Origin of the sequence: Paenibacillus sp. FSL H7-0737, from assembly GCF_000758545.1 — a bacterium.
Taxonomy (GTDB): domain Bacteria; phylum Bacillota; class Bacilli; order Paenibacillales; family Paenibacillaceae; genus Paenibacillus_AQ.
Map to the genome: position 1 here is coordinate 2,142,414 of NZ_CP009279.1, position 22,409 is coordinate 2,164,822.

Annotated in this window: 8 protein-coding genes; all 8 read left to right on the forward strand. The window is 45.0% G+C overall.

All coding sequences use genetic code 11. The features are described from left to right. Positions 1-26 precede the first annotated feature (26 nt). Positions 27-5,183 (forward strand): endo-alpha-N-acetylgalactosaminidase family protein, encoded by a 5,157-nt coding sequence (locus tag H70737_RS09170; protein ID WP_042186588.1) that lies wholly within the window; start codon positions 27-29, stop codon positions 5,181-5,183. A gap of 94 nt (positions 5,184-5,277) precedes the next feature. Continuing rightward, positions 5,278-9,243, forward strand: a complete 3,966-nt coding sequence (locus H70737_RS29730) for a family 20 glycosylhydrolase (protein ID WP_052404221.1) — start codon at positions 5,278-5,280, stop codon at positions 9,241-9,243. A gap of 96 nt (positions 9,244-9,339) precedes the next feature. After that, complete coding sequence (locus H70737_RS29735) at positions 9,340-14,220, forward strand: discoidin domain-containing protein (protein ID WP_156113087.1); 4,881 nt, start codon at positions 9,340-9,342, stop codon at positions 14,218-14,220. Between the two features lie 49 nt (positions 14,221-14,269). Beyond that, positions 14,270-14,989, forward strand: a complete 720-nt coding sequence (locus H70737_RS09190) for a cohesin domain-containing protein (protein ID WP_156113088.1) — start codon at positions 14,270-14,272, stop codon at positions 14,987-14,989. A gap of 54 nt (positions 14,990-15,043) precedes the next feature. Next, the gene (locus tag H70737_RS09195; protein WP_052404223.1) at positions 15,044-18,955 is read left to right on the forward strand and encodes a glycosyl hydrolase family 95 catalytic domain-containing protein; all 3,912 of its coding nucleotides are present in this window, start codon (positions 15,044-15,046) and stop codon (positions 18,953-18,955) included. 211 nt (positions 18,956-19,166) lie between these two features. Beyond that, positions 19,167-20,540 carry an extracellular solute-binding protein gene (locus H70737_RS09200; protein ID WP_042186592.1) on the forward strand — a complete coding sequence of 458 codons (1,374 nt, stop codon included), beginning with the start codon at positions 19,167-19,169 and terminating at the stop codon, positions 20,538-20,540. A gap of 86 nt (positions 20,541-20,626) precedes the next feature. Then, the gene (locus tag H70737_RS09205; RefSeq protein WP_042186594.1) at positions 20,627-21,523 is read left to right on the forward strand and encodes a carbohydrate ABC transporter permease; all 897 of its coding nucleotides are present in this window, start codon (positions 20,627-20,629) and stop codon (positions 21,521-21,523) included. Positions 21,524-21,536: 13 nt separating this feature from the next. After that, the gene (locus H70737_RS09210) at positions 21,537-22,403 is read left to right on the forward strand and encodes a carbohydrate ABC transporter permease (RefSeq protein ID WP_042186596.1); all 867 of its coding nucleotides are present in this window, start codon (positions 21,537-21,539) and stop codon (positions 22,401-22,403) included. Positions 22,404-22,409: the final 6 nt, after the last annotated feature.

The following is a 22,409-nucleotide window of genomic DNA, read 5'->3' on the forward strand; positions in this document are numbered from 1 at the left end:
TATTTAAGTGAAAAGAGGTCGTTGAGATGAGAAAACGTTACAAAGCGGTTAGCTTGCTATTGACGTTGTTGCTAGGGGTACAGCTTGGCTTGCCATCGGCAGCCGTATTCGCGGCTCAAGAATCGGACGTGTATTTCAGAGATTACAATGATGGCAACATCGACGGATGGGCTGCAGCTAAGGGGACCACTACTTTTTCGGCGGATCAAGGTGCTGTTAAGGCGGTGACACAAGGGGTTGTTATTTTAGCAGACCAAGATTCACCTCAGGTTGCCAATGCTGAATATGAGGTGAAGTTAAAATTTAGTCAGCCTGCCACACGATTTGGACTGGTCTACCGATTCGTCGATAGCAATAACTACAATGTTATCCAATATGATGCGGGTTCTTGGGGCTGGGATGCAATGAAAGGAGGGACGGAATCGTATGGAAATATTACGGCTCCTGGTTTTACCTTTGCTGCTGACCAACAGTATACCCTCAAATTGCGCTATGAGAAAGGTAGCGTAGCTTTATCGATCGATGGCAATAACGTGCTTACGACGAGTCTTCCCTCATTATCGACAAGTGCAGGGAAGATTGGACTACGCAGCTGGTTTAATAACAAGACCCTATGGATTGACGATGTGAAGGTAACTCCAATTGTATCCACTGATCCAGTACCGAGGCCGATTACGATTACTGAAACTCTAAGCTCTGACACCATGAAGGTTGAAATCGATAAAGAGTTCCCTCGGGTTAAACAATACACATGGTTAGACAGCGGCGCGGAAATGTATGGACAGTTAAATGGATTTAATGAGATAAAAATCAACGAGAAGTCCTATTTCATAGTCGCTTCTGATTTTAGTAAAAAAGCAGCAGATGCCACTCATGGTGAGTCTGCAGCCTACACGCTTCAGATTCCAGAAATTAAAGTGAATCTCAAAGTTGAAATGGAGGTTCAGGATAACATTCTTCAGTTCAAAGTGGCCAGCATTGAAGAGAATGGTACTGAAAAAGTAAGAACGATCGAATTCCCTGATCATGACCTTGTCTCTGTAATTGGAACCCAGCCTACAGCGCAGGAAACGGCTGTCCGGATAACTGGGGGCTGGAACGTTGTACAGGACGAATTTAACGACCTTAAGGCGGGAGGAGCAGACGTGAGTGGGGGGCGTGCATATGCATTCGTTAACTCCGACGTCTTAGCTGCGAGTGTAATCACTAATGTAGTAAATGGCTTTGATAAGGTACGTATTAAGGTAGGCGATGATACAGCACTCCATACAAAGAAAGCAGCGTTATCAGGAGGATCATGGGTTTATCGTGGAAGTACTGTGCTTGATCCGGAGCCACTGCCTTGGGCTAAGGTTGTACTGACTCCAGATGCGAATGGAGACAAAGTTGTTGACTGGCAAGATGGAGCCATTGTATATCGTCAGAATACAGATGCTCCAACCGGCAGTGAAATGATAAGGGACAATATCTCCTATATCAGCATGAACATCGGATCTACTACAACCTCTCCGTTTTTGCGTGCTTTTGATAATGCGAAGAAGATCTCTAATCTCACGGATGGCTTTGGACAGCTGATTCTATTCAAAGGATATCAAGCGGAAGGTCATGATGACTCTCACCCAGATTACGGCGGCCATATCGGTATTCGTCAGGGTGGAGAGAAGGATTTTAATTATATTTTGAGTGAAGGCAAGAAATACAATATCCGTGGCGGTGTACACATTAACGCAACAGAATACGCGCTGGATGCTTTCGGTACCAAAATGGAAAATATGAATCAGCCATTGAGTAAAGGCTGGGGCTGGCTGGATCAGACATTCTATGTTAACAAAACCAAAGATGTGGAGTCCGGTGAATTGAAAAGACGTCTGGATATGCTGAAAAGCGATACAGGTGACAACCTTTCCTTTGTATATGTAGATGTATATGATGGTGCCGATTACAATGCGAAGAAACTCGCAGATTATATCAATGGTAACGGCTGGATGCTCGGTACAGAATTTGCAGGACCTCTGTTTGAGCAGGCAGCTTGGGTTCACTGGGGAACAGATCCGGGGTACCCGAACCAAGGTGACGACAGCAAGGTTACCCGTTTCCTACGGAATCAATCGCTGGATGGCTTCTTAACAACCCCTTTACTGAAAGGGAATAAGCAGGTAGGCGTGGGTTATTGGCAGAACAGTGCTCCATTCTACAGCTACCAATCAACTAGTGCGGCATTCTTCAATCACAATCTACCAACAAAATATATGCAGCATTTCCCGATCATCAAGATGACCGATAACCGTATCGATTTTGAAAAGAAGGTTGTAGTTGAACGTAAGCAGGACGGTAAGATCCATTTAAGTAAGGATGGTCGTGAAATCGCTATCATGACAGATAGCAGCAACATTAGTGACAGTACGGTCTTTATTCCATGGAGTCCTGAGACAGAAGATAAAATCTATCACTGGAATCCAGCGGGTGGCCAAACGACTTGGAGTCTTCCAGAATCATGGAGTAATGTAACGAAGGCACAGTTGTATAAGCTGACAGATTTAGGACGTGAGCATGTTGGCAGTGTAGAAGTAACTGGAGGTAAAGTCACACTTACCGCGCAGCCGGGGATTGGTTATGCCCTGTATAAGACAACAGCTGCTGAAGAGCCGGAAATGGAATGGGGCGAAGGGAGTTCGGTAAAGGACCCGGGCTTTGACAGCCAAACATTCGGCAGCTGGAAGAAATCTTCCACAGCCACAAGTGATGATCACATTAAATTTGTGAAGAACAGTAACGCCGATGACCAGCTTCAAGTGAAGGGTCCTGGTGATGCAGTAATTCAGCAGGAGATCACCGGACTTACACCGGGCAAGACGTATTCTGCATCAGTATGGGTGAAAGTAGATGGGAAACGCACCGTGAAAATCGGTGTGAAGCAAGGGGCTGACAAGGTTGTCAATACACTGGATAACACAGAGCATGGCTTTTTAGCCCAGCAGCACAAATATGTGAGCACGAACTTCCAGCGGATTAAGGTTACCTTTGATGCGGTTAATGAAACCGCAAATCTCTATTTGAATGTAGAAGATGGAAGTTCGACGGTAACCTTTGACGATGTGAGAGTATGGGAGAATCCAACCAAGACAGACGCTGGTAATTCTGTATTGTTCGAGGATTTCGAGAACGTTGATGAGGGCTGGGGTCCCTTCGTTTATTCTAAAATAGGTCCAGTTCGTACGCATTTAGTTGAAAAAGGCGACAATCAGATCATGACTTATGTTCTGGATGGTAATTGGTCGCTTAAAACGAATGAAGATGCAACCGGTGAATGGCTGCGTACATTGCCTCACACGCTCCGAATGAAGGAGGATAACCGTTACCATCTGACGATGGACTACAATTCAGATGAGACGGATATGTACACAGTGGCTATTCGAGTGAAGGAGAATGGGGTAGTTCGTGATCTGGTGAGTGAGAATTTGAAAGAAGGACGCGACACGCTGGATCTATCTTTTACAACCGAAGGGGCGAAAGATGCCTATCTGGCCATTATCAAAAACAAGCTGAATAGTCAGAAGGAGTTAACCGGTACACTGGTGGTCGATAACATTCGCGTCGATGATGAGGGTGCGATCGTTCCGGAGGAAGGTGTACTTGTTTCGACTATTACACTAACGCCAAATAAGATGGATCTGAACAAAGGACAGTCAAGCACTGTTAGCGCTCAGGTAAAACCAGCAAATGCTCAGGACCGGACACTGCTCTGGACTTCTGACCATCCGGAAATTGTATCGGTGGATCAGGCCGGAAAAGTTACTGCACTTCAAGCGGGAACAGCCATCATTACTGCTACCGCAAAGGATGGAAGTAAAAAAAGTGCAACCTCGACGATTAATGTGTATATGCCTAACAAGCAAATTCCACAATCGCAAATGACTGCAATGGCGAGTAGCTTCCAGCCTGGAGGTGAAGCGAGTCTTGCACTCGATGGAGATATGTCTACAATCTGGCATACGAAATGGACCCCGGCACACTTACCGGAATCCATTACTTTGGACCTCGGAGGCAAATATAACATTAATCAATTCAATTATTCACCTAGAGTATCTGGAACCAATGGAACGATTACAAGCTATAACCTGTACACGAGTGTTGACGGAACGAATTTCACAAAAATTGCAGATGGATCATGGCCCCTCGATCAGACCACAAAAATTGTTCGCTTTACAGCTGTAGAAGCAACACACTTGAGACTTGAGGCTATAGAAGGCGTGGGTACCTTTGCCTCTGCTGCCGAACTTAATGTGTTCAAGACGGAGGATGAGGCAGAAGCGGTAAAAGTCACAGGCATCGCTATGGATAAAGAACAGCTAGAGATTAAAGTAGGCAGCACGGGCGAATTGAACGCTGTGATAGAGCCTCTGAATGCTTCGAATAAAAAAGTACTCTGGAGCAGCAGTGATGAAGCTGTAGCAACCGTTGAACAGCAAGAAGGTCATGCTTTAGTTAAGGGATTAAAGGTAGGCGAGACCGTAATTACGGCAACGACAATGGATGGGGGCTTCTCTGCGACCAGTCGGGTTATCGTAACAGAAACAGACGGTGAGTTAAAATCTTCCTCTACTTTGACAGCGCCAAGTCAAGTTCAGCCAGGAGAAGTGTTCAAAGTTCAATATGGACTACGGAATCTGTCTGATAAGATTTTTGCGCAGGACATCGCCCTAGAGTATGCCGCGGATGTTATGGAATTCGTTGAGGCGCGTTCGTTAATTAGTGGGGTAAGCGTTATTGATTCAATCAACAGCACCCCAGGTAAACTTCGATTTATTGTAGCAAGTGAAGGTGCGACCAATGGAATTAGTAACAGTGCAGACGTCCTCGAATTAACCTTTAAAGCGAAGGAAGTTAACCAAACGGTAAATGGGGCAATCGCCGTTAAGAGTGCAATCATTTCAGATGATCAGGGTAAAGAAATTTCGGCAGCGATCTCTTCCGTAAACGTAGAGATTGGTAAGAAAGGAACGCAAGGCGACATCAACGGTGACGGTAAAATAACGATCGGGGATCTGGCGATGGTTGCAGCGCAGTATGGCAAGACTTCAGCAAGCCCTGATTGGGAGAAAGCGAAGAAAGCAGATATGAACGGTGACGGCAAAGTCGGATTGGAAGATTTGGTTATTGTAGCTCGCAAAATTGTAGAGTAATCAAGATCATAGGCCAGGTACATGTGTGAGTAACTAAACATGATGTACCTGGTTTTTTTCAAAAGGGATGATTTGACTAGTAGGAGGATGACAGATGAAAAAATGGTTGTACGGCTTTACAGTTTTTTGTCTAGTGCTTTACTCTACTCCACTACCATTTGCAGCAGCGGCCGAAGCAGAGAATGCTAAACCAAAAGTGATACCAAGTTTACAAGAGTGGACTGGGGGAAGTGGTTCTTTCAAGATGACGGACAGTTCCAAAATCGTAATTCCCACGAGTGAATGTTTATGCGAACTACCAGCTACGGCAGAGGTCTTTCAAGAGGATCTTAAAGAATTAACAGGGTACGATTTACCGATTGTCCAAAATAAGCCTGCTTCTAAAGGGGACTTCCTACTTAGGCTCGATAAGACAGCTGATGAATCGATTGGCAAGGAAGGCTACTACTTTGAAGTAGGAGATTATGTGGAAATACATGCAAACACTGAGACCGGTGTGTTCTATGGAACAAGAACGGCACTACAAATTTTGGAGCAAGATCCTGAGAAGGCAAGCATTGTAAAAGGGGTAGCGAAGGATTTTCCTAAGTATGGAGAACGCGGTTTTATGCTTGATGTAGGACGCAAGTTTTTCACGATAGACTTCCTGAAGGATTACGCCAAATTTATGTCCTACTACAAAATGAATGATTTCCAGCTCCATCTGAACGATAACGAGATTTTTAAGGATAACAGCCGGGAGCATTGGAACAAATATACGGCTTTCCGTTTAGAAAGTACCAAGTACCCGGAATTAACGGCAAAGGATGGACACTACACGAAACAGGATATGCGTGAATTGCAGGACATCGCCAAAATACGGGGGCTTAACATCACGCCGGAAATTGATACCCCCAGCCATGCTCTTTCATTTACAAAGGTTAGACCAGATCTGGTTAAGGATAATTTGCCTGTCGATCATCTGGATATTACACGTCAGGAAACGGTCAATTTCATCAAGGATGTATGGGACGAATATTTAGATGGGGAATGGTTTGATTCAGAAACGGTTCATTTTGGAGGCGATGAATTCGCACCTAATGATCGGACTACGTTTGAGAAGTATCGCGAGTTTTTGAACACGATGAACGAACACTTAAAGAGCAAGGGAAAGAAATCAAGAATGTGGGGCAGCTTGAATGCATTCCCGGGTACCACGGTAGTAGATAAGGATATAGCCGTAAACGCCTGGAATAACGGTTGGCAAGATCCGGTAGCATCGGTGAGAGATGGATTCAAAATTATCAATACGGTGGATTCCACGCTCTACATTGTACCGAAGGCTGGATATTACCATGATTATCTGGATTCTCAGTGGTTGTTTAATAACTGGGACCCAACCAACTTTGGTGGAAATACGAAGCTGCAGGAAGGTGAGCCGAACCTGCTCGGTGCGATGTTTGGGGCCTGGAACGATATGATGGGCAAGAAAGTAAGTGAGGCGGACGTCCACGATCGTGTGAAGAAAGCGATGCCTGTCCTTGCAGAAAAGATGTGGAGAGGCCAGTCCACGGACAGCACATTCACCGAGTTCCAGCAGTTGTCAGCGATGCTAGGCGAAGGTCCTGGAACGAATTTATTACATGAAGTGAATACGGCCACTGATCTTGTTGTTCATTATCCATTTGAAGAAGGCGCGCAGACGGTCTCTGATCAGTCCGGAAATTCCTATGATGCTACATTAGGAGCTGGCGTTACTCGCGTGGATGATGGAAAAACAGGAAAAGGCGTACGGTTTGCAGGGACTTCAGATCATATTCAAACACCGCTTCAAGTAAAGGGCTTCCCTTGGACGGTCTCCACGTGGGTTAAGCTTAATGATCAACAAGAAGCAGATGAAAAAATACTGATGGAATCCGAATATGGTGCAATTAAGCTGAAGCAGAAAGGGACACCAAATGCCGGATTCACCCGAGAGGGCTATGATTACAGCTTTAATACAGCGATTCCTGTTGGGCGCTGGGTACATGTTGCCTTCAGAGGAGATCTAAATGGAACTTCTCTGTATATTGATGGAGATCTAAAAGGCTCTGTTGCTGTAACGACAATGCTACCTGCGGCTATAATCGGCAGTTCATCCAAAGCATTCACTGGACTACTGGATGAATTCAAGATTTTTAATCGGGTACTATCAGGAAAAGAAATTGCGGAGGAAGCAGGATCACCCGCTTGGACCATCAATTTAGCTGCTCACAAAACAGCAGTAGCTTCTTCCGTCGAAGTACCTCAATTTCCGGCTAGTCTTGTAGTGGATGAGGTTGATACGGGTGTTTCTCGCTGGTCCTCTAAATATACCGACAACGAGTGGATCTATGTTGATTTAGGCCAAAGTACTGACATTAGCAAGGTTATTTTCAAATGGGAAAGTGCTTATGCCAAAGGCTATAAAGTTCAAGTATCCGATAATGCGGAGAACTGGCGGGACGTTTACACGACTAACGCTGGCATTGGCGGAGTAGAGATTGTCAAATTCCCAACTGAACAAGCGAGATATGTCCGAATGTTAGGTACGAAGCGAGTGGGAACCTATGGTTACTCCATGTATGAATTTGAAGTCTACGCTCCTAACCCAGAGGATCCTGTAGAAGTTCCAGCGCCTGTGAGATATTCAGCGAGCTTTGAGAATAACTCGCTCGAAGGCTGGGAGCATGTCATCGGTAAAGGTGTCGGACGTATGGAGCTTGTAGAAGCACCTGATCAAGCGGGTGAGCATGCCGTTAAGTTCACCTCCAACAGTGTAAATAATCTGTTTATCGATCAGCAATCTCCGAGCATTGGAGATGGTGAGATCGAGTTTAAGATTACACCGCAGAGTGATGTTATACGAACGGGTGTTATTTTGCGCTATGTCAATAATGATGCTTGGGCTTCTATAGGCTTTGATCAAGGTGCTTGGTACTGGGTGAACGCTCAGGATTCGTACGGTTTATTGAGCAATGCTCAGGCCGCCAAATTGAAAAAAGGCACAACATCGACCGTAAAAGTGAAGTTTGAAGGGAAACATGTAGCGCTGATTATCAATGGAACGACTTATTTTGATGATGCTATTGCACAGATCCCAACAGACGCTGGGAAAATGGGGGCTAGAGTATTCGGTCCTTCAGTTACCGTGTTTGATAATTTTATGTACAGCAATAACGTTCCTGAAGTTCCGGTAACCGGTATCAAGCTGGATAAAACTGAAATTTCGATGAAGGCCGGAGAAACACAAACGCTGAGTGCTTCACTTCAACCGGGGAATGCAACGAATAAACAGGTGACCTGGAATAGCAGCGATGAAGCTATTGCGACTGTTCAAGTTCAAGGCGGGAAAGCTGTCGTGACTGCGTTAAAGGCAGGAACCGCTGATATTACTGCAACTACCGTATCCGGAGGACATAAAGCGGTGAGTAAGATTACAGTGGCTAGGGAGGTTCCAGGTGAAGTGGCAACAAGTTTAGCTGCTCCGAAAAGCGTTCCTTATGGTCAGAATTTCGATATAACGTTAGGCCTACACAATGTTACAAAGGCGGTGTACGCCCAAGATATCACGATTGAATTCGACGCTTCACTAATGGATTATGTATCCGCTAATGCGTTGGTGGACGGCGTGAGTATCCTTGAGACGAAGAATACAGAAGGCACTGTACGTGTGATTCTGGCTAGCCAAGGTTCAGGGAGTGCGATTAAAGGGGATATTGATGTAGCTAAGATTACCTTTAAGGCTAAGGATCTGACAGAACCCCAAACCGGACGTATTACTGTAAAGCGTGCAACGCTTGGGGATAGCGATGGACAGGAAATAAGCGCAGCCACTTCCTCGGCTCAGGTGGAGTTTACAACAACAGTGCCAGAACCTTCTAAGGATTTGAATGGTGATGGCAAAGTCAGCATCGGCGATCTGGCTATTGTCGCAGCTAACTACGGAAAGAGTTCTGCAGACCCAGATTGGGATAAGGCGAAACGGGCAGACATCAATAGTGACGGCAAGGTCGATCTGACGGACCTGGTGCTTATAGCTAAAGACATTGTTATCGAATAACAATAGCAACTTGAATCCAAGCGGCAAGACAAGGAATTCAAACTACAGTGGAGGCTGTATCCTGTCTTGCCGCTTCATTTGAATGGAGGGAATGGATTGAGATCAATTTATAATCGCTTTGGTATGTGGATGCTGGCATTGATGATCCTTATGGTTACAGCGCTCATGATTCGCCCGGAAACCGCCCATGGTGCTTCCGTTGGTAACATTTCTGGCTTCGTAAAGAAAGATAATAACACGTTTGAGATTACGTCAGGCTCTGACAAGATTAAAGTGATTTTTCAGCGGGAGGATATGTTCCGGATTTGGCTTGGTGTGAACGGGCAATTCAAGGAATTGACAGGAAAAAGCGCGGAAAAGCCGATCGAGCCAATCGTCATCAAGGATGATTTCGGACCTGTTAACGTAAAGTGGTCTGATGAAGGTACGTATTACAAGATGGAAACAGGAAAATTCGTGCTGAGAGCCTACAAAAATCCGTTAAAATTCGCCATGTACAAAAGTGACAACCAAACGGTGGTGTGGGAAGAATCCGCTAGCTTGAACTATAACGGACAGTCAGTCTCACAACAGCTTATCCGGGGTGAGGATGAATATTTCTACGGCGGCGGTATGCAGAATGGATTCTTCAATCATCGTGATCGCAAAATTACTATCGCTAACAACTATGGGGATTGGGGAAGCGGCACGGTTTCGAATCCTGCACCATTCTACTTGAGTACTGCAGGATACGGAGTGCTGCGTAACACTTTTCAAAGCGGTACTTATGATTTTGATTCGACCGTCAAGCTGACGCATAACGAAAATCGGTTTGATGCTTATTATTTCTACGGTGAGACAATGAAAGATATTTTGAACGCATATACAGATCTTACAGGTAAACCATCCTTGATTCCTCGTTGGGGCATGGGACTTGGTGATGCGGATTGTTACAACAGAGATCCAGAAAAGACCTCCGATGTCGTTAACCTTATTGCTAAAAAATATCGGGAAAATGATATGCCTGGAGCCTGGATTTTGCCGAATGACGGATATGGTTGCGGTTATACGGATCTAGGCAACACCGTTGACGAACTACATAAGGAAGGTTTCTATACCGGACTATGGACTCAAAATGGTGTTGATAAAATCGCGCAAGAAGTTGGCGTAGAGGGTACAAGGCTCGCTAAACTCGACGTTGCCTGGGTGGGACCTGGATACGATTTCGCCCTGGGTGCCAGCAAACAGGCGTTTACAGGAATTGAAGATAACTCTGATGACAGAGGTTATGTCTGGTCCGTTGGTGGATGGGCAGGTACCCAGCGATATTCTACCGTCTGGTCCGGAGATCAGTCGGGAAACTGGGAGTATATTCGATTTCATATCCCGTCGATGATCGGGGCAGGGCTATCTGGGATGTCGTACTCAACCGGAGATATTGATGGGATCTTCGGAGGAAGCGCTAAAACCTACGTTCGAGACTTACAGTGGAAGATCTTCACTCCAATCCTGATGAACATGTCTGGTTGGTCAGCCAAAGATAAGCAGCCTTGGGTATGGGGAGAACCTTATACGAGCTATAACAGGGATGCTTTGAAGCTAAGACAGCAATTGACACCATACTTGTATACCTATCTCAATGAGTCTTACGAGTCCGGAGCTCCGATCATGCGGGGAATGATCTATTCTTATCCGAATGATCCGAACTCCAAAGGAACTTTAACACAGTATCAATTCATGTCTGGGGAATCGTTTCTGGTTGCGCCAGTATATACCGACACGACTATGCGAAACGGAATATATCTTCCGAAAGGAAAATGGATCGATTACTGGACAGGAGAAGAACATTACGGTTCAAAAATGTTAGACGAATACAATGCTCCACTGGATCGCTTGCCGCTTCTAGTAAAGGGCGGGGCTATCATCCCGATGTATCCTGAATCGTTATACGACGGTCAGGTTCCTCCTGATCCAATTACTTATGATATTTATCCTTATAAAGCGTCAAGCTTTACGATGTATGAAGATGATGGTACATCGAAGGAGCATCGTATAGGCAAATTTGCCAAAACATTAATAACCTCCACCGCTCCTGAGCAAGGGAGTGGAGACTTGATTATCAAGGTTGGAGCAAGCGTAGGTGATTATAAAGGCAAATTGGAGTCACGTAAGAATCAGTTTGCGATCCACATGCCAGATCACCCGGAGGCTGTTTCTGTAGATGGAACATCCTATCCTGAATTGCAGTCCAAAGCAGCATGGGATGGAGCAACAAGTGGCTGGTACTATGCTAAGCAAGATAAAGGCGGCATCCTGTACATTAAAACACCATCCATATCCACTGATAAGGAATTTATTGTGAAAGTCGCAGGCTATACAGCAGATACGACTCCACTAGTAGATGCTGTCAAAATTGAGCTGCCTCAGGTGGACACAGACCCAAGTCGTATTCCGCAGGAAGATATGATTGCAACTGCAACGAATGCGGCTTCGGATACACCGGCAGCTAATGTGCTGGATGGCAGCTATGAATCGATATGGCTTTCTTCAGCAAATGCTGGAAGTAAGCAGAGCATCACTTTAGACCTGGGGATTAAACAGTATGTGAATAAAATGAAATACTTGCCAAGACAGTACGGTGGCAAAGACGGCACAATTACAGGTTACAAGCTGTATACGAGTATGGATGGAACCAACTATACGCTCGTAAGCAGTGGACAATGGAATGATGACAAACTAGAGAAGACGGTGAATTTTGATACAGTTGAAGCTGTTTTTGTGAAACTTGAAGCGACAGAAGCTGTTGGGGGTGTCGTATCTGCTGCAGAGATCAATCTGTATCGTGATCTATCACAGCCTTCACCGACAGTGATACCTAAAAATGAGATGACAGCCTCAGCGAAAAGCTTTCAGCCTGGTGCGGAAGCAGCTAAAGCGATTGATGGGGACCGGAATTCCGCATGGCATACGAAATGGGATGGATCCGATAAGCTCCCGCAATCCATCATTCTCGATTTAGGTAAGGTTCGCAATGTTAGCCAATTCCGGTATGCACCACGTCTGGATGCTGGGAACGGAACCATTACCTCATACAACCTTTACGTCAGCACAGATGGAGAAGCATATACGAAGGTATCCAGTGGTACCTGGCTCAGAAACAACTTGAAAAAACACATCCTTTTCGATAGTGTTTCCGCCCGCTATGTGAAGCTTGAAGCAGCTGTTGCACTTGGAGGGTTCGCTTCGGCTTCGGAGGTCGATGTCTATGAGGCGCCGAAGGCAGCTCCTGAAGTTCGATTGATTTCAGAAGGTAAACCTGCTACAGCGGACAGTGAGGATCAAGCGCATCCGGCTGGCCTCGCTAATGATGGGAAACTGGACACATTCTGGTCAGCAGCGGATAAGAACAATAGCCATAGCTGGACGGTTGATCTCGGTATGATGCATTCCATTAAATCCTCCGAAGTTTCTTTTGAACACAGTAACAAGGCTTATCAGTACAAAATTGAAGTTCGGGAAACCGCGAACTCCAATTGGATTACAGTAACGAATCGAACGAATAATCAGGAAACTGGCACCATTCAGGATACATTTGGAAGCCAGGGTAGATTCGCTAGAATTACGATCACCGGACTGCCTGATGCTCAATTAAAGGCTGCTATTCGTGAATTCAAGCTGTTCGGCATCCCGCTGGAAGACGGACAGAAGGTTACTGGCATAAAGCTTGACCGTGAGACACTCTCACTTAAGGCGTTGGACGCACCGGTTCAATTGAAAGCGAGCATTGAGCCTGAGAATGCCGGTAATAAGACAGTTAAGTGGGGAAGCAGTGATCCTGGTGTTGCCGGCGTGGACAGTAAGGGAATGGTCACACCAAAAGGGCAGGGTACGACATCGATTACCGCGACGACGGAAGAAGGCGGATTTACAGCAACAAGTGTGGTGACGGTTACTGGACAGAGCAACCTAACCGAAATTCCGCAAAGTCAAATGAGTGCAGAAGCTACGAGCTATGAAGCAGGTGAAAACGATCCGAATTTGGCATTGGACGGCGATCCGGATACACATTGGCATACGAAGTGGTTTAACGTTGATCCACTTCCGCAATCGATTATGGTGAATCTGGGCGGAAAGTATACCATCAGCAAGCTAGGATACTTACCTCGGCCGGATGAAGGCAATGGCACAATTACTGCTTACAACGTGTACACAAGCACCGATGGTGTGAATTACACGCTCATGACAAGCGGGAACTGGCTGCGAAGCAAACAGCTCAAGGAAGTGAATTTCGCTCCGGTGGAAGCGACTCACATTAAGCTGGAAGCTGTAAAAGGCGTGGGTGAATTCGCATCCGCAGCCGAGATTACAGTGTATCAAGTGCAGCAGGAAACGGCTCAAGTGCAAGCCGTATTGAGTGCTGATGCATCCGTTACTTCCGGCAAGCCTTTTGTTGTCCGGTATGATGTGAACAACATCTCCGGGAAGGTATTTGCACAGGACATCACCATTCAGTACGATGCTGATCGCATGGATTATGTGTCCGCTAAATCACTGATCCAAGGTGTTGCGATTGTTGAAGAGACAATTAAAACACCTGGAAAGCTTCGTTTGATTATGGCGAGTGAAGGTGCGGAATACGGATTAAGCGGAAATCAACAAATTGCCGAACTGACATTCCAGGCAAAAGAAGTATCTGAGACGGTTACCGTTAATATCAGCGTGTCAGAGGTACTGCTAGGTGATGAAGACGGAGCAGAGACCGCAACTGCACCAGCTACAATCTCTGTAAAAGTGAAACCAGAACAAACAGGAATATCAGGCGATCTTAACGGCGACGGAAAAGTCAGCATTGGTGACCTGGGTATCGTTGCTGCACACTACGGCAAAGACTCATCAAGTCCTGATTGGCAGCAAGCGAAGCGTGCGGATATGAATGGTGACGGTAAGATCGATATTACAGATCTTGCTCAATTAGCGAAACAAATCGTAACTCAATAACACACGCTAACATCCTGAACAAAATTTAAAAGATGAAGGTGAGAAGAATTTGAACAGTAGTCGATGGTACAAAAAGGCGGTAATGATGACCATTATCGCCGTGGTTTTAAGCTGTGTATCTTTTACGAACCCTGTAGTGAACGCAGATGCATCTGATCCTACACCTTCTGCTACTTTAGTAGGGAGTAAGAAGGTTGTTGCGCCGGGGGAGTCTTTTACCGTGAAGTATGGGATCACCAGTGTCTCCAGTGATGTGTATGCACAGGACATTACCTTTGAATTTGATCCGGGTGTCATGGAATACCTTCCAGGTTCAATCCGCTCTCTGCAGGAAGGCGTAATTATTATCAATGAACCATCTACAAGTACTCCCGGTAAGCTACGGGTTCTCTTGGCAAGTTTGGGTAGTCAGTATCCGATTACTAGCGATGCTGAAATTGTTGAACTTGGTTTCAAAGCAGCAGATGTAATACAAGACACAGAGGGAGTTATCCGGCTTACTCAAGCGATAATAAGTGACAGTCAAGGGGAAGAATCCGTGCTCCAACCGGCATCCTTAACCATTCAGATCACAGTAAATACGGGATTACCTGGAGATTTAAACGGCGATGGCAAAGTGAGTATCGGCGATTTAGGAATCATGGCTGCCCATTACGGTAAGGATTCCTCCAGTCCAGATTGGAGTAAGATTAATCACGCAGATCTGAACAAGGACGGCAAAATAGATATTACTGATCTTGCTGCACTTGCGAAAAAGATTGTGGAGTAGTAGGTTGCCTCATTTTTACAATCAGTGGTTGTTATTATGAGAGGGGATCAACGCATGCCAATCGGTAAAAGTAGATTAGTCAGAAAGACTGCAATTCTACTATCTGTATGGATCGCTTGCTCGCAGATACTTATCAGCATACTTCCGTCTAATGGTGTCTTAGGTCCAAAAGTGTATGCAGATGTTCAGTCGGCAGCTGAAACTGCGCCTGCGGCAGATCAGGATTTGTCATTATGGTATCAAGCACCGGCCACGAACTGGGAGACGCAGGCGCTCCCTATCGGAAATGGTTATATGGGTGGCATGGTATTTGGTGGTGTTGAGCAGGAGCGAATTCAATTTAATGAAAAGACACTGTGGAGCGGTGGGCCTGGAGCAGATTCAAATTATCAATATGGTATTAAAGACGGTGCTCAGCAACATGTTGAGACCATAAGACAGCTTCTAAAAGAAGGGGAAATTAATGAAGCTAAGGCTCTTGTAGGGAAGATTACTGGTGTTATGGGTGCTGGTGATAGTTCTTTCGGGGCGTATCAAGCATTTGGTGACGTGTTCTTAGATTTTAACCGTCAGTCAGCGTATACGGTAACAGCGAGCTCGGATAATCCACAATACGGCGAGCCTATTTCCAATTTAACCGATGGTTCGGTAAATACGAAATGGTATTCAGGTGATGGAGCACCACCTTTTTGGGTGCAGTGGGCATATGAAGAGGCTAAGGTAATTACCGGCTATTCGTTCACTTCAGGGAATGATGTGCCTGATCGGGATCCGAAGAGCTGGACGCTGAAAGGCTCGAATGACGGGCAGCAGTGGACCCCGCTAGATAACAGATCCAATGAAGAGTTTGCAAGCCGCAAACAGAAGAAATCATATACTTTTTCCAATGCTACAGCTTATAAATTCTATAAATTCGATCTTGTAAGCAAGGGCGGAACGAAAATTCAATTGTCCGAGATGGAGATGACAAGCGCATCGGGTAACAGCGGTGCTCAGACGTACTCTGATTATCGGCGTGAATTGAATCTTAATGATGCCATGGCAAGAGTGTCCTATACTTCGGGCAATGTAAAATTCAAGCGTGAGTATTTCATCAGTTATCCGGATAAGGTCATGGTGTTGAGACTGACAACGGATGAGCATCAGCCGATGACCTTCGATGTTCGCCTTACTGGAGCTCAGCCGTCCAATACGGTGAAGGGGGAAGGAAATAAACTGACGTTAAGTGGGAAGGTACCCAGTAATAAGATGGCATACGAAGCGCAGCTTCAAGTACAGCATGAAGGAGGAACTGTAACAGCGAAGGATGGGAAACTTACCGTGAACGGTGCGAGTGTTGTCACGATCCTGATGACCGCTGCAACAGATTATGCCAATAATTATCCAACGTATAAGAGTGACAAGACGCCAAAAGAAATTGTAGAAGCGAACCTAAACGCAGCATCCGCTAAATCATTCAATCAGTTACGTGCATCCCATTTGACAGATTATAAGGAACTGTTCGATAGAGTCTCACTTGATCTTGGTGGGGTTTCTACAAATCTTCCTACGAATGAGCTTTTGAATGGTTATAAAACGAATGCTAGTGACGGAGAGAAAAGAAGCTTGGAGGCATTATTTTTCCAATATGGTCGTTATTTGCTTATCGCATCCTCCCGGGAAGGCTCACTGCCTGCTAACCTACAAGGGGTATGGAATCAAGTAAATAATCCACCATGGAACAGTGACTATCATACGAATATCAATGTGCAGATGAATTATTGGCCTTCCGAGGTTGTTAACTTAGCGGAAACCGATATTCCGTACATTGATTACATTGATTCCCTGCGCGAGCCTGGTAGGGAAACGGCCCAAAGACATCATGGAATTGAAGGGGAAGGCTGGGCGATTCATACCGTCAACAACCCATTTGGTTATACTGCGCCAGGCTCTGATTTTTATTGGGGCTGGTCACCGGCTGCCAACGCCTTCATGGTGCAGCAGGTGTGGGATCGCTATGCTTTTAGTGGAGATAAAGATCTTTTAAGAGGCCAAGTGTATGACATTATCAAGGAAACAACACAATTCTGGGTTAAATACCTGGTCGAAGATTCAGACGGAAGTCTAGTATCATCTCCTTCCTACTCTCCAGAGCAAGGGGATATATCCATCGGTGTGTCTTATGATCAGGAATTAGTCTGGGAGTTGTTCACACAGTTCATCAAGGCTAGTGAAATCTTGGGTGTGGATGAACAGCTGCGTAACGAGGTCATGGAGAAACGAAGCAAGCTATGGATGCCGCAGGTCGGAAGCTGGGGGCAGGTGCAGGAGTGGAAGAATGATATCGATAGTCCAACAGATCAGCACCGCCATATCTCGCATCTGATCGGCTTGTATCCAGGTACGCTTATTAATGAAGTGAATAATCCGGAGTTATTTGCAGCAGCAAGAGTCACCTTGAATTCTCGTGGCGATGGTGGAACGGGGTGGAGTAAAGCGAATAAGATCAATTTATGGGCACGTCTGCTTGATGGTAACCGTGCACATAAACTGTTAGGTGAGCAGCTTAGAGGCAGCACGCTCGACAATTTGTTCGATACACATCCACCGTTTCAAATTGACGGTAACTTCGGAGCAACTTCAGGAATCGCAGAAATGCTTCTACAAAGCCAAACTGGAAGTATCGATTTATTAGCTGCTTTACCAGATGCATGGGCTACCGGAAACGTTAAAGGACTTGTGGCAAGAGGCGGATTTGAAGTGGATATGCGCTGGGAAGGTACGATCTTGAAAGAAGCCTTGCTTACTTCTAAGCAGGGTAATAAGGCTTCTGTTAAATACCCTGGATTTGTACAATCCAATAAATTCAAGGTCGTTCGTGTTGGAAGCGAGGAATCCATCAACTTCACGGTGAATGGGAACTTGATTGAATTTCCAACAGTGAAAGGACAGCAATATAAGATTGTATCCAGTGTAAAGCCACCAGTGCTTCCAATAAAAGTAGATGATAAAGATCCGTCGATTGTATATACCGGAACGTGGAGTCCTTACAGTGACACAGGCGATTACAAGGGCACAGAAAGCTATAGTAATCAGCAAGGGGCTTCAGCGTCGTTCACGTTTACAGGAACATCGATTAAATTTATCAGCGCTTTGCAGGCAAACCACGGACATTTCGATGTGTATCTCGATGGAGGGCTAGTCGCAGAGGCTGTTGATGGATATGGTCCATCGACGATGAAGCAGCAGGTATTATTCCAACAATCCGATCTCTCCAAAGGGGAACATACAATTAAGATTGTCGTGAAAGGGGCGAAGAACAACGCCTCTTCGAATACCATTGCGATGATTGATGCTTTCGAATATGTTCCTGTTGAACGGAATGAACCTACTGCGATAACTTTAAGTGGACCTAAGTCGATAAATCAAGGTCAGACCTTTACAGTTGACATGGGCGTTAGCAATGTCACGGATGCGACCTATGCGCAAGACATTAGATTGAAGTACGACGAGAATCTTCTAGAGTACATCTCGGGCGAATCGATGAACGATGGGATACAGGTGTTAGAATCAAAGAATGATCCAATCGGAACCATTCGCCTAATCACGGCTAGTACGGGAACTGGTCTAACCGGTGATGCCAAGGTGCTTGAACTAAACTTCAAAGCAAAGCCAGTGACGAAGTCTGAGTTAGCGAGCATAAAGGTAAGCAGTGCTGTATTTGGTGACGCGAATGGACTGGAGACAGAAGCCGATCTTTCAAATATCGAAGTCGAGATTAAGGCAGATGAGCAGCCGCCGATGAAATCCGGAGACTTAAATGAGGATGGTAAAGTGAGCATCGGTGACTTGGCGATTGCAGCTTCGCACTATGGTAAAGATCAGAACAGTGCAGATTGGCAGACGGCTAAGCGTGCAGATCTTAATAATGACGGAAAGATCGACATTATGGATTTAGCAGCAATTGCTCAAAAAATATTGAATTGAGAGAAGGACACCTGAGTTTTTACTCAGGTGTCCTTCTTTTGTAAACAAAAAAGGTTCTATAGGACAAAAAGTATCAACTCCACATCAAAAGAGATCATGTGGTTACGTTTTTATAGCCTATATAATGGAAAAGTGTTAATGGAATTACAGTCAGAATTGTAAAATCAAGTGCTTACAGAAGTCGAGCAAGTTTATTCGAGGGGGATAGCCAATGAAAAGCAAGGGTAAAAAGAAAGCGGCATTAAGTCTAGTTATGATGTCCATTGTATTGTCTCTGGCAGGATGTGGCGGGGGGACAAATGGGGCTGAAGCTCCAGCTCCCGAGAAAACAACAGCTGCGACGCAGACTGAGCCAGCGAAGACAGACGAGCCCAAGCCTGAAGAGCCGAAAGTAGCGGGAGACCTCGAAATCCAATACTTTGTCGGTGGTTATGGAGACGGTTGGTGGAAAGAAGTCATTAGTGAATTCAAGAAGAAGTACCCAGATGTCAACATTAAAGAATCCGCAGGTTCACAAATCAACGAGCAAATGAAGCCCCGCTGGATCCAAGGTAATCCGCCAGATGTTGTATACATCGATGGAGCAGGATCGAACGAAACGCAAATGGTGCTCGACGACCAATTGATGGATATTACAGATTGGGTTAAAGATGCGAAAAATGTGGACGGCGAGCCGCTTACGAGCAACTTGATCGCACCTCCACAAGACTACAGTGGCAAAAACTATACGATTCCACTCGTATTCGGATCATGGGGAACCTTCTATGATGAAACCCTGTTTACTGAAAAGGGATGGGATGTTCCGAAAGATTGGGATAGCTTCCTCGCCACAAGTGAAAAAATCAAAGCGGATGGCGTATATCCTTACATTCATACCGGTAAATACCCATACTACATCGTGGGAGGTCTCTTAAATACAGGTTTTGTATCTGAGAATGGAGACAATCCGCAAATCTTGAAGGATCAAGAAGCAGCAAAAGAAGGTTCTTTCAAAAATGATGCTGTAGCGAATACCTTGAAAAAGATCGTTGATATGAGGGACAAAGGGTATTTCGATAACGCATCGTTCGGTATGAGTCATACAGACTCCCAAATGCTCTTCTTACAGCATAAAGATGCAATGATTCCTAATGGCTTGTGGCTCGAAAATGAAATGAAAAAAGATGTTCCAGAGGGCTTCAAATTTGGATTCATTCCTTCCGTTATGCAGAAGCCAGGCGGTAAATTTGTGGCTATTCCTTACACTAGTAACATTGCAATTGCAAAGAAGGCTAAAAATCCAGATGCAGCAAAAGCGTTTATTGAATTTATCTTTACGAAACAAGCCGCAGTTCGTTGGGCTGAGCTGACTGGCGCTTTGATGAACGTCAAGGCAGATCTGGAATCTTCAGGCGCAAGTGATGTTGTTAAAACGGCAATGAAATATTTCAACGGTAGTGACACGATCGTTGCTCCTGTATTTAAATTGGCCGCGGACATTGAGCAGGCTGAGAATGATGCAACCATTGCATTGCTGCAAGGTTCTATTACACCAGAAGAATGGATGGACCGTATGGAGAAGGCGGCAGCCAAAATCCGGAAGTAAGTTCATGACTCTTCTTTCTAAACAATCAGAGGACATAGGTGCCTCTGATTGTTCTTTCAAATTTAAGGGGAGGATGGCTTACGCCCATGAAGAACAATAAATTGTGGAAACGTAATTTGTTTATTGCGAGTTTCTTGCTGCCTACGTTTGCTATCTTTTGTTTATTCACTATTTATCCGTTGTTTCGAGGCTTGTACTTAAGCTTCTTCGATTGGTCAGGCGGTTCCGAATCGATGAATTTTATCGGTATTGATAATTATAGACAATTATTCTCGGATGAGATTATACCAAAAGCCATTTCGAATGATTATTTCTTGATTTTTTGGAAGGTCATCTTAATCATGTTATTTGCAACGTTTTTCGCAGTATCATTGACCCGTTTAAAATTAAAAGAATACGGTTTTTACCGAGTGGTGTTTTTCTTTCCGAATATCATTTCCGTAGCCGTTATCGGTGTATTGTGGAGTTTTATATACAATCCCCGTCTTGGATTCCTGAATGCGTTCATCTCGTTATTTACAGGAAAACCTGTGGAAACGAACTGGTTAGGTGATTCAAACCTCGCAATGTGGTCACTTCTTCCTCCTAGTGTATGGGCTGGTATCGGATTCTATATGCTGCTTATCATTGCTTCTATTCTAGGTATTCCTTCCTCGCTATATGAAGCAGCCAGTATTGACGGTGCGGGGCAATGGCAACAGTTTACTCGAATTACATTACCTCTGATCTGGGAGCAATTCAAAACTTCTATCATTCACATCGTAATCACAACACTGAACGGCTCCTTTATTATCGTTAAGCTGATGACGGATGGTGGCCCGGATAATCAGACACAAGTTCTCGGTTATTATTTGTATCAGATGGGCTTCAAGCAGTTCCATTTAAGCTACGGGGCAACCATCGGGGTGCTGATCTTACTGTTATCTTTAATCACAACTCTAATTTTGCAGCGCATTCTTCACCGAGAGTCCATTGAAATGTAAGGAGGAAAATAATTTGAACGATAATCCCGCCAAAAAACCACTTCTGCTGATATCAAAAATTGCAGTTCGATTTTTCCTCATCTTGTGGAGCTTGGTAGTCTTATATCCTGTTCTTTGGACATTCCTGACTTCCTTAAAGGATAATCAGCAGGTTATGCTCGGGAAACCGTGGGATTTTCCATCTATTTTTCGTTTTGAAAACTATACAAATGTGTGGAGCAGAGCAAACTTTGGCGATTACTTCCTGAACTCCATTATAGTAACCGTGGCTAGTACACTGTTATCGCTTATTATGGCTGCTACAACAGCATATATATTAGCTCGCTTTACCTTTAAATCTAGAGGCCTGTTTTATTTTGTATACGTTGCTTCAATGATGATTCCAACCACACTCGGATTGATACCATTGTTCTTTCTTCTCGGAGATATGAATTTGTCCAACTCCTTAGTAGGGCTCACGCTTGTTTATTCTGTCGGAACGATTGGCATCCTTCCATTCGGTATCTTCTTTCTGGTTGGATTTTTCAAGGCACTTCCCCGTGAGCTTGAAGAAGCCGCAACAATTGATGGATCTTCACTTTACGGCGTTTTCTTCAAGATCATGTTGCCATTATCGAAGCCAGGATTAATCACTGTAGGAATTATGAATGCTTTAACGGTGTGGAATGAGTACATCATGGCCACGGTATTGATCAACGATCCAGCGAAATACACCATTCCTGTCGGAATAGCCATTATGCAAGGGGAAATGCAGTACAGAACGGAATGGGGGCCATTGTTTGCGGGTCTTTCCATTTCTATGATTCCCGTCATTGTGATGTATGTGTTGTATCAACGTCAAATTACGGGTGGGTTAACAGCAGGTGCGTTGAAAGGTTAATTATAG

Excerpts from the sequence above, each read along its gene's own strand:
- H70737_RS09170 (WP_042186588.1), top strand. The coding sequence starts at position 27 with ATGAGAAAACGTTACAAAGCGGTTAGCTTGCTATTGACGTTGTTGCTA.
- H70737_RS29730 (WP_052404221.1), top strand. The coding sequence starts at position 5,278 with ATGAAAAAATGGTTGTACGGCTTTACAGTTTTTTGTCTAGTGCTTTAC.
- H70737_RS09195 (WP_052404223.1), top strand. The coding sequence starts at position 15,044 with ATGCCAATCGGTAAAAGTAGATTAGTCAGAAAGACTGCAATTCTACTA.
- H70737_RS09200 (WP_042186592.1), top strand. The coding sequence starts at position 19,167 with ATGAAAAGCAAGGGTAAAAAGAAAGCGGCATTAAGTCTAGTTATGATG.
- H70737_RS09205 (WP_042186594.1), top strand. The coding sequence starts at position 20,627 with ATGAAGAACAATAAATTGTGGAAACGTAATTTGTTTATTGCGAGTTTC.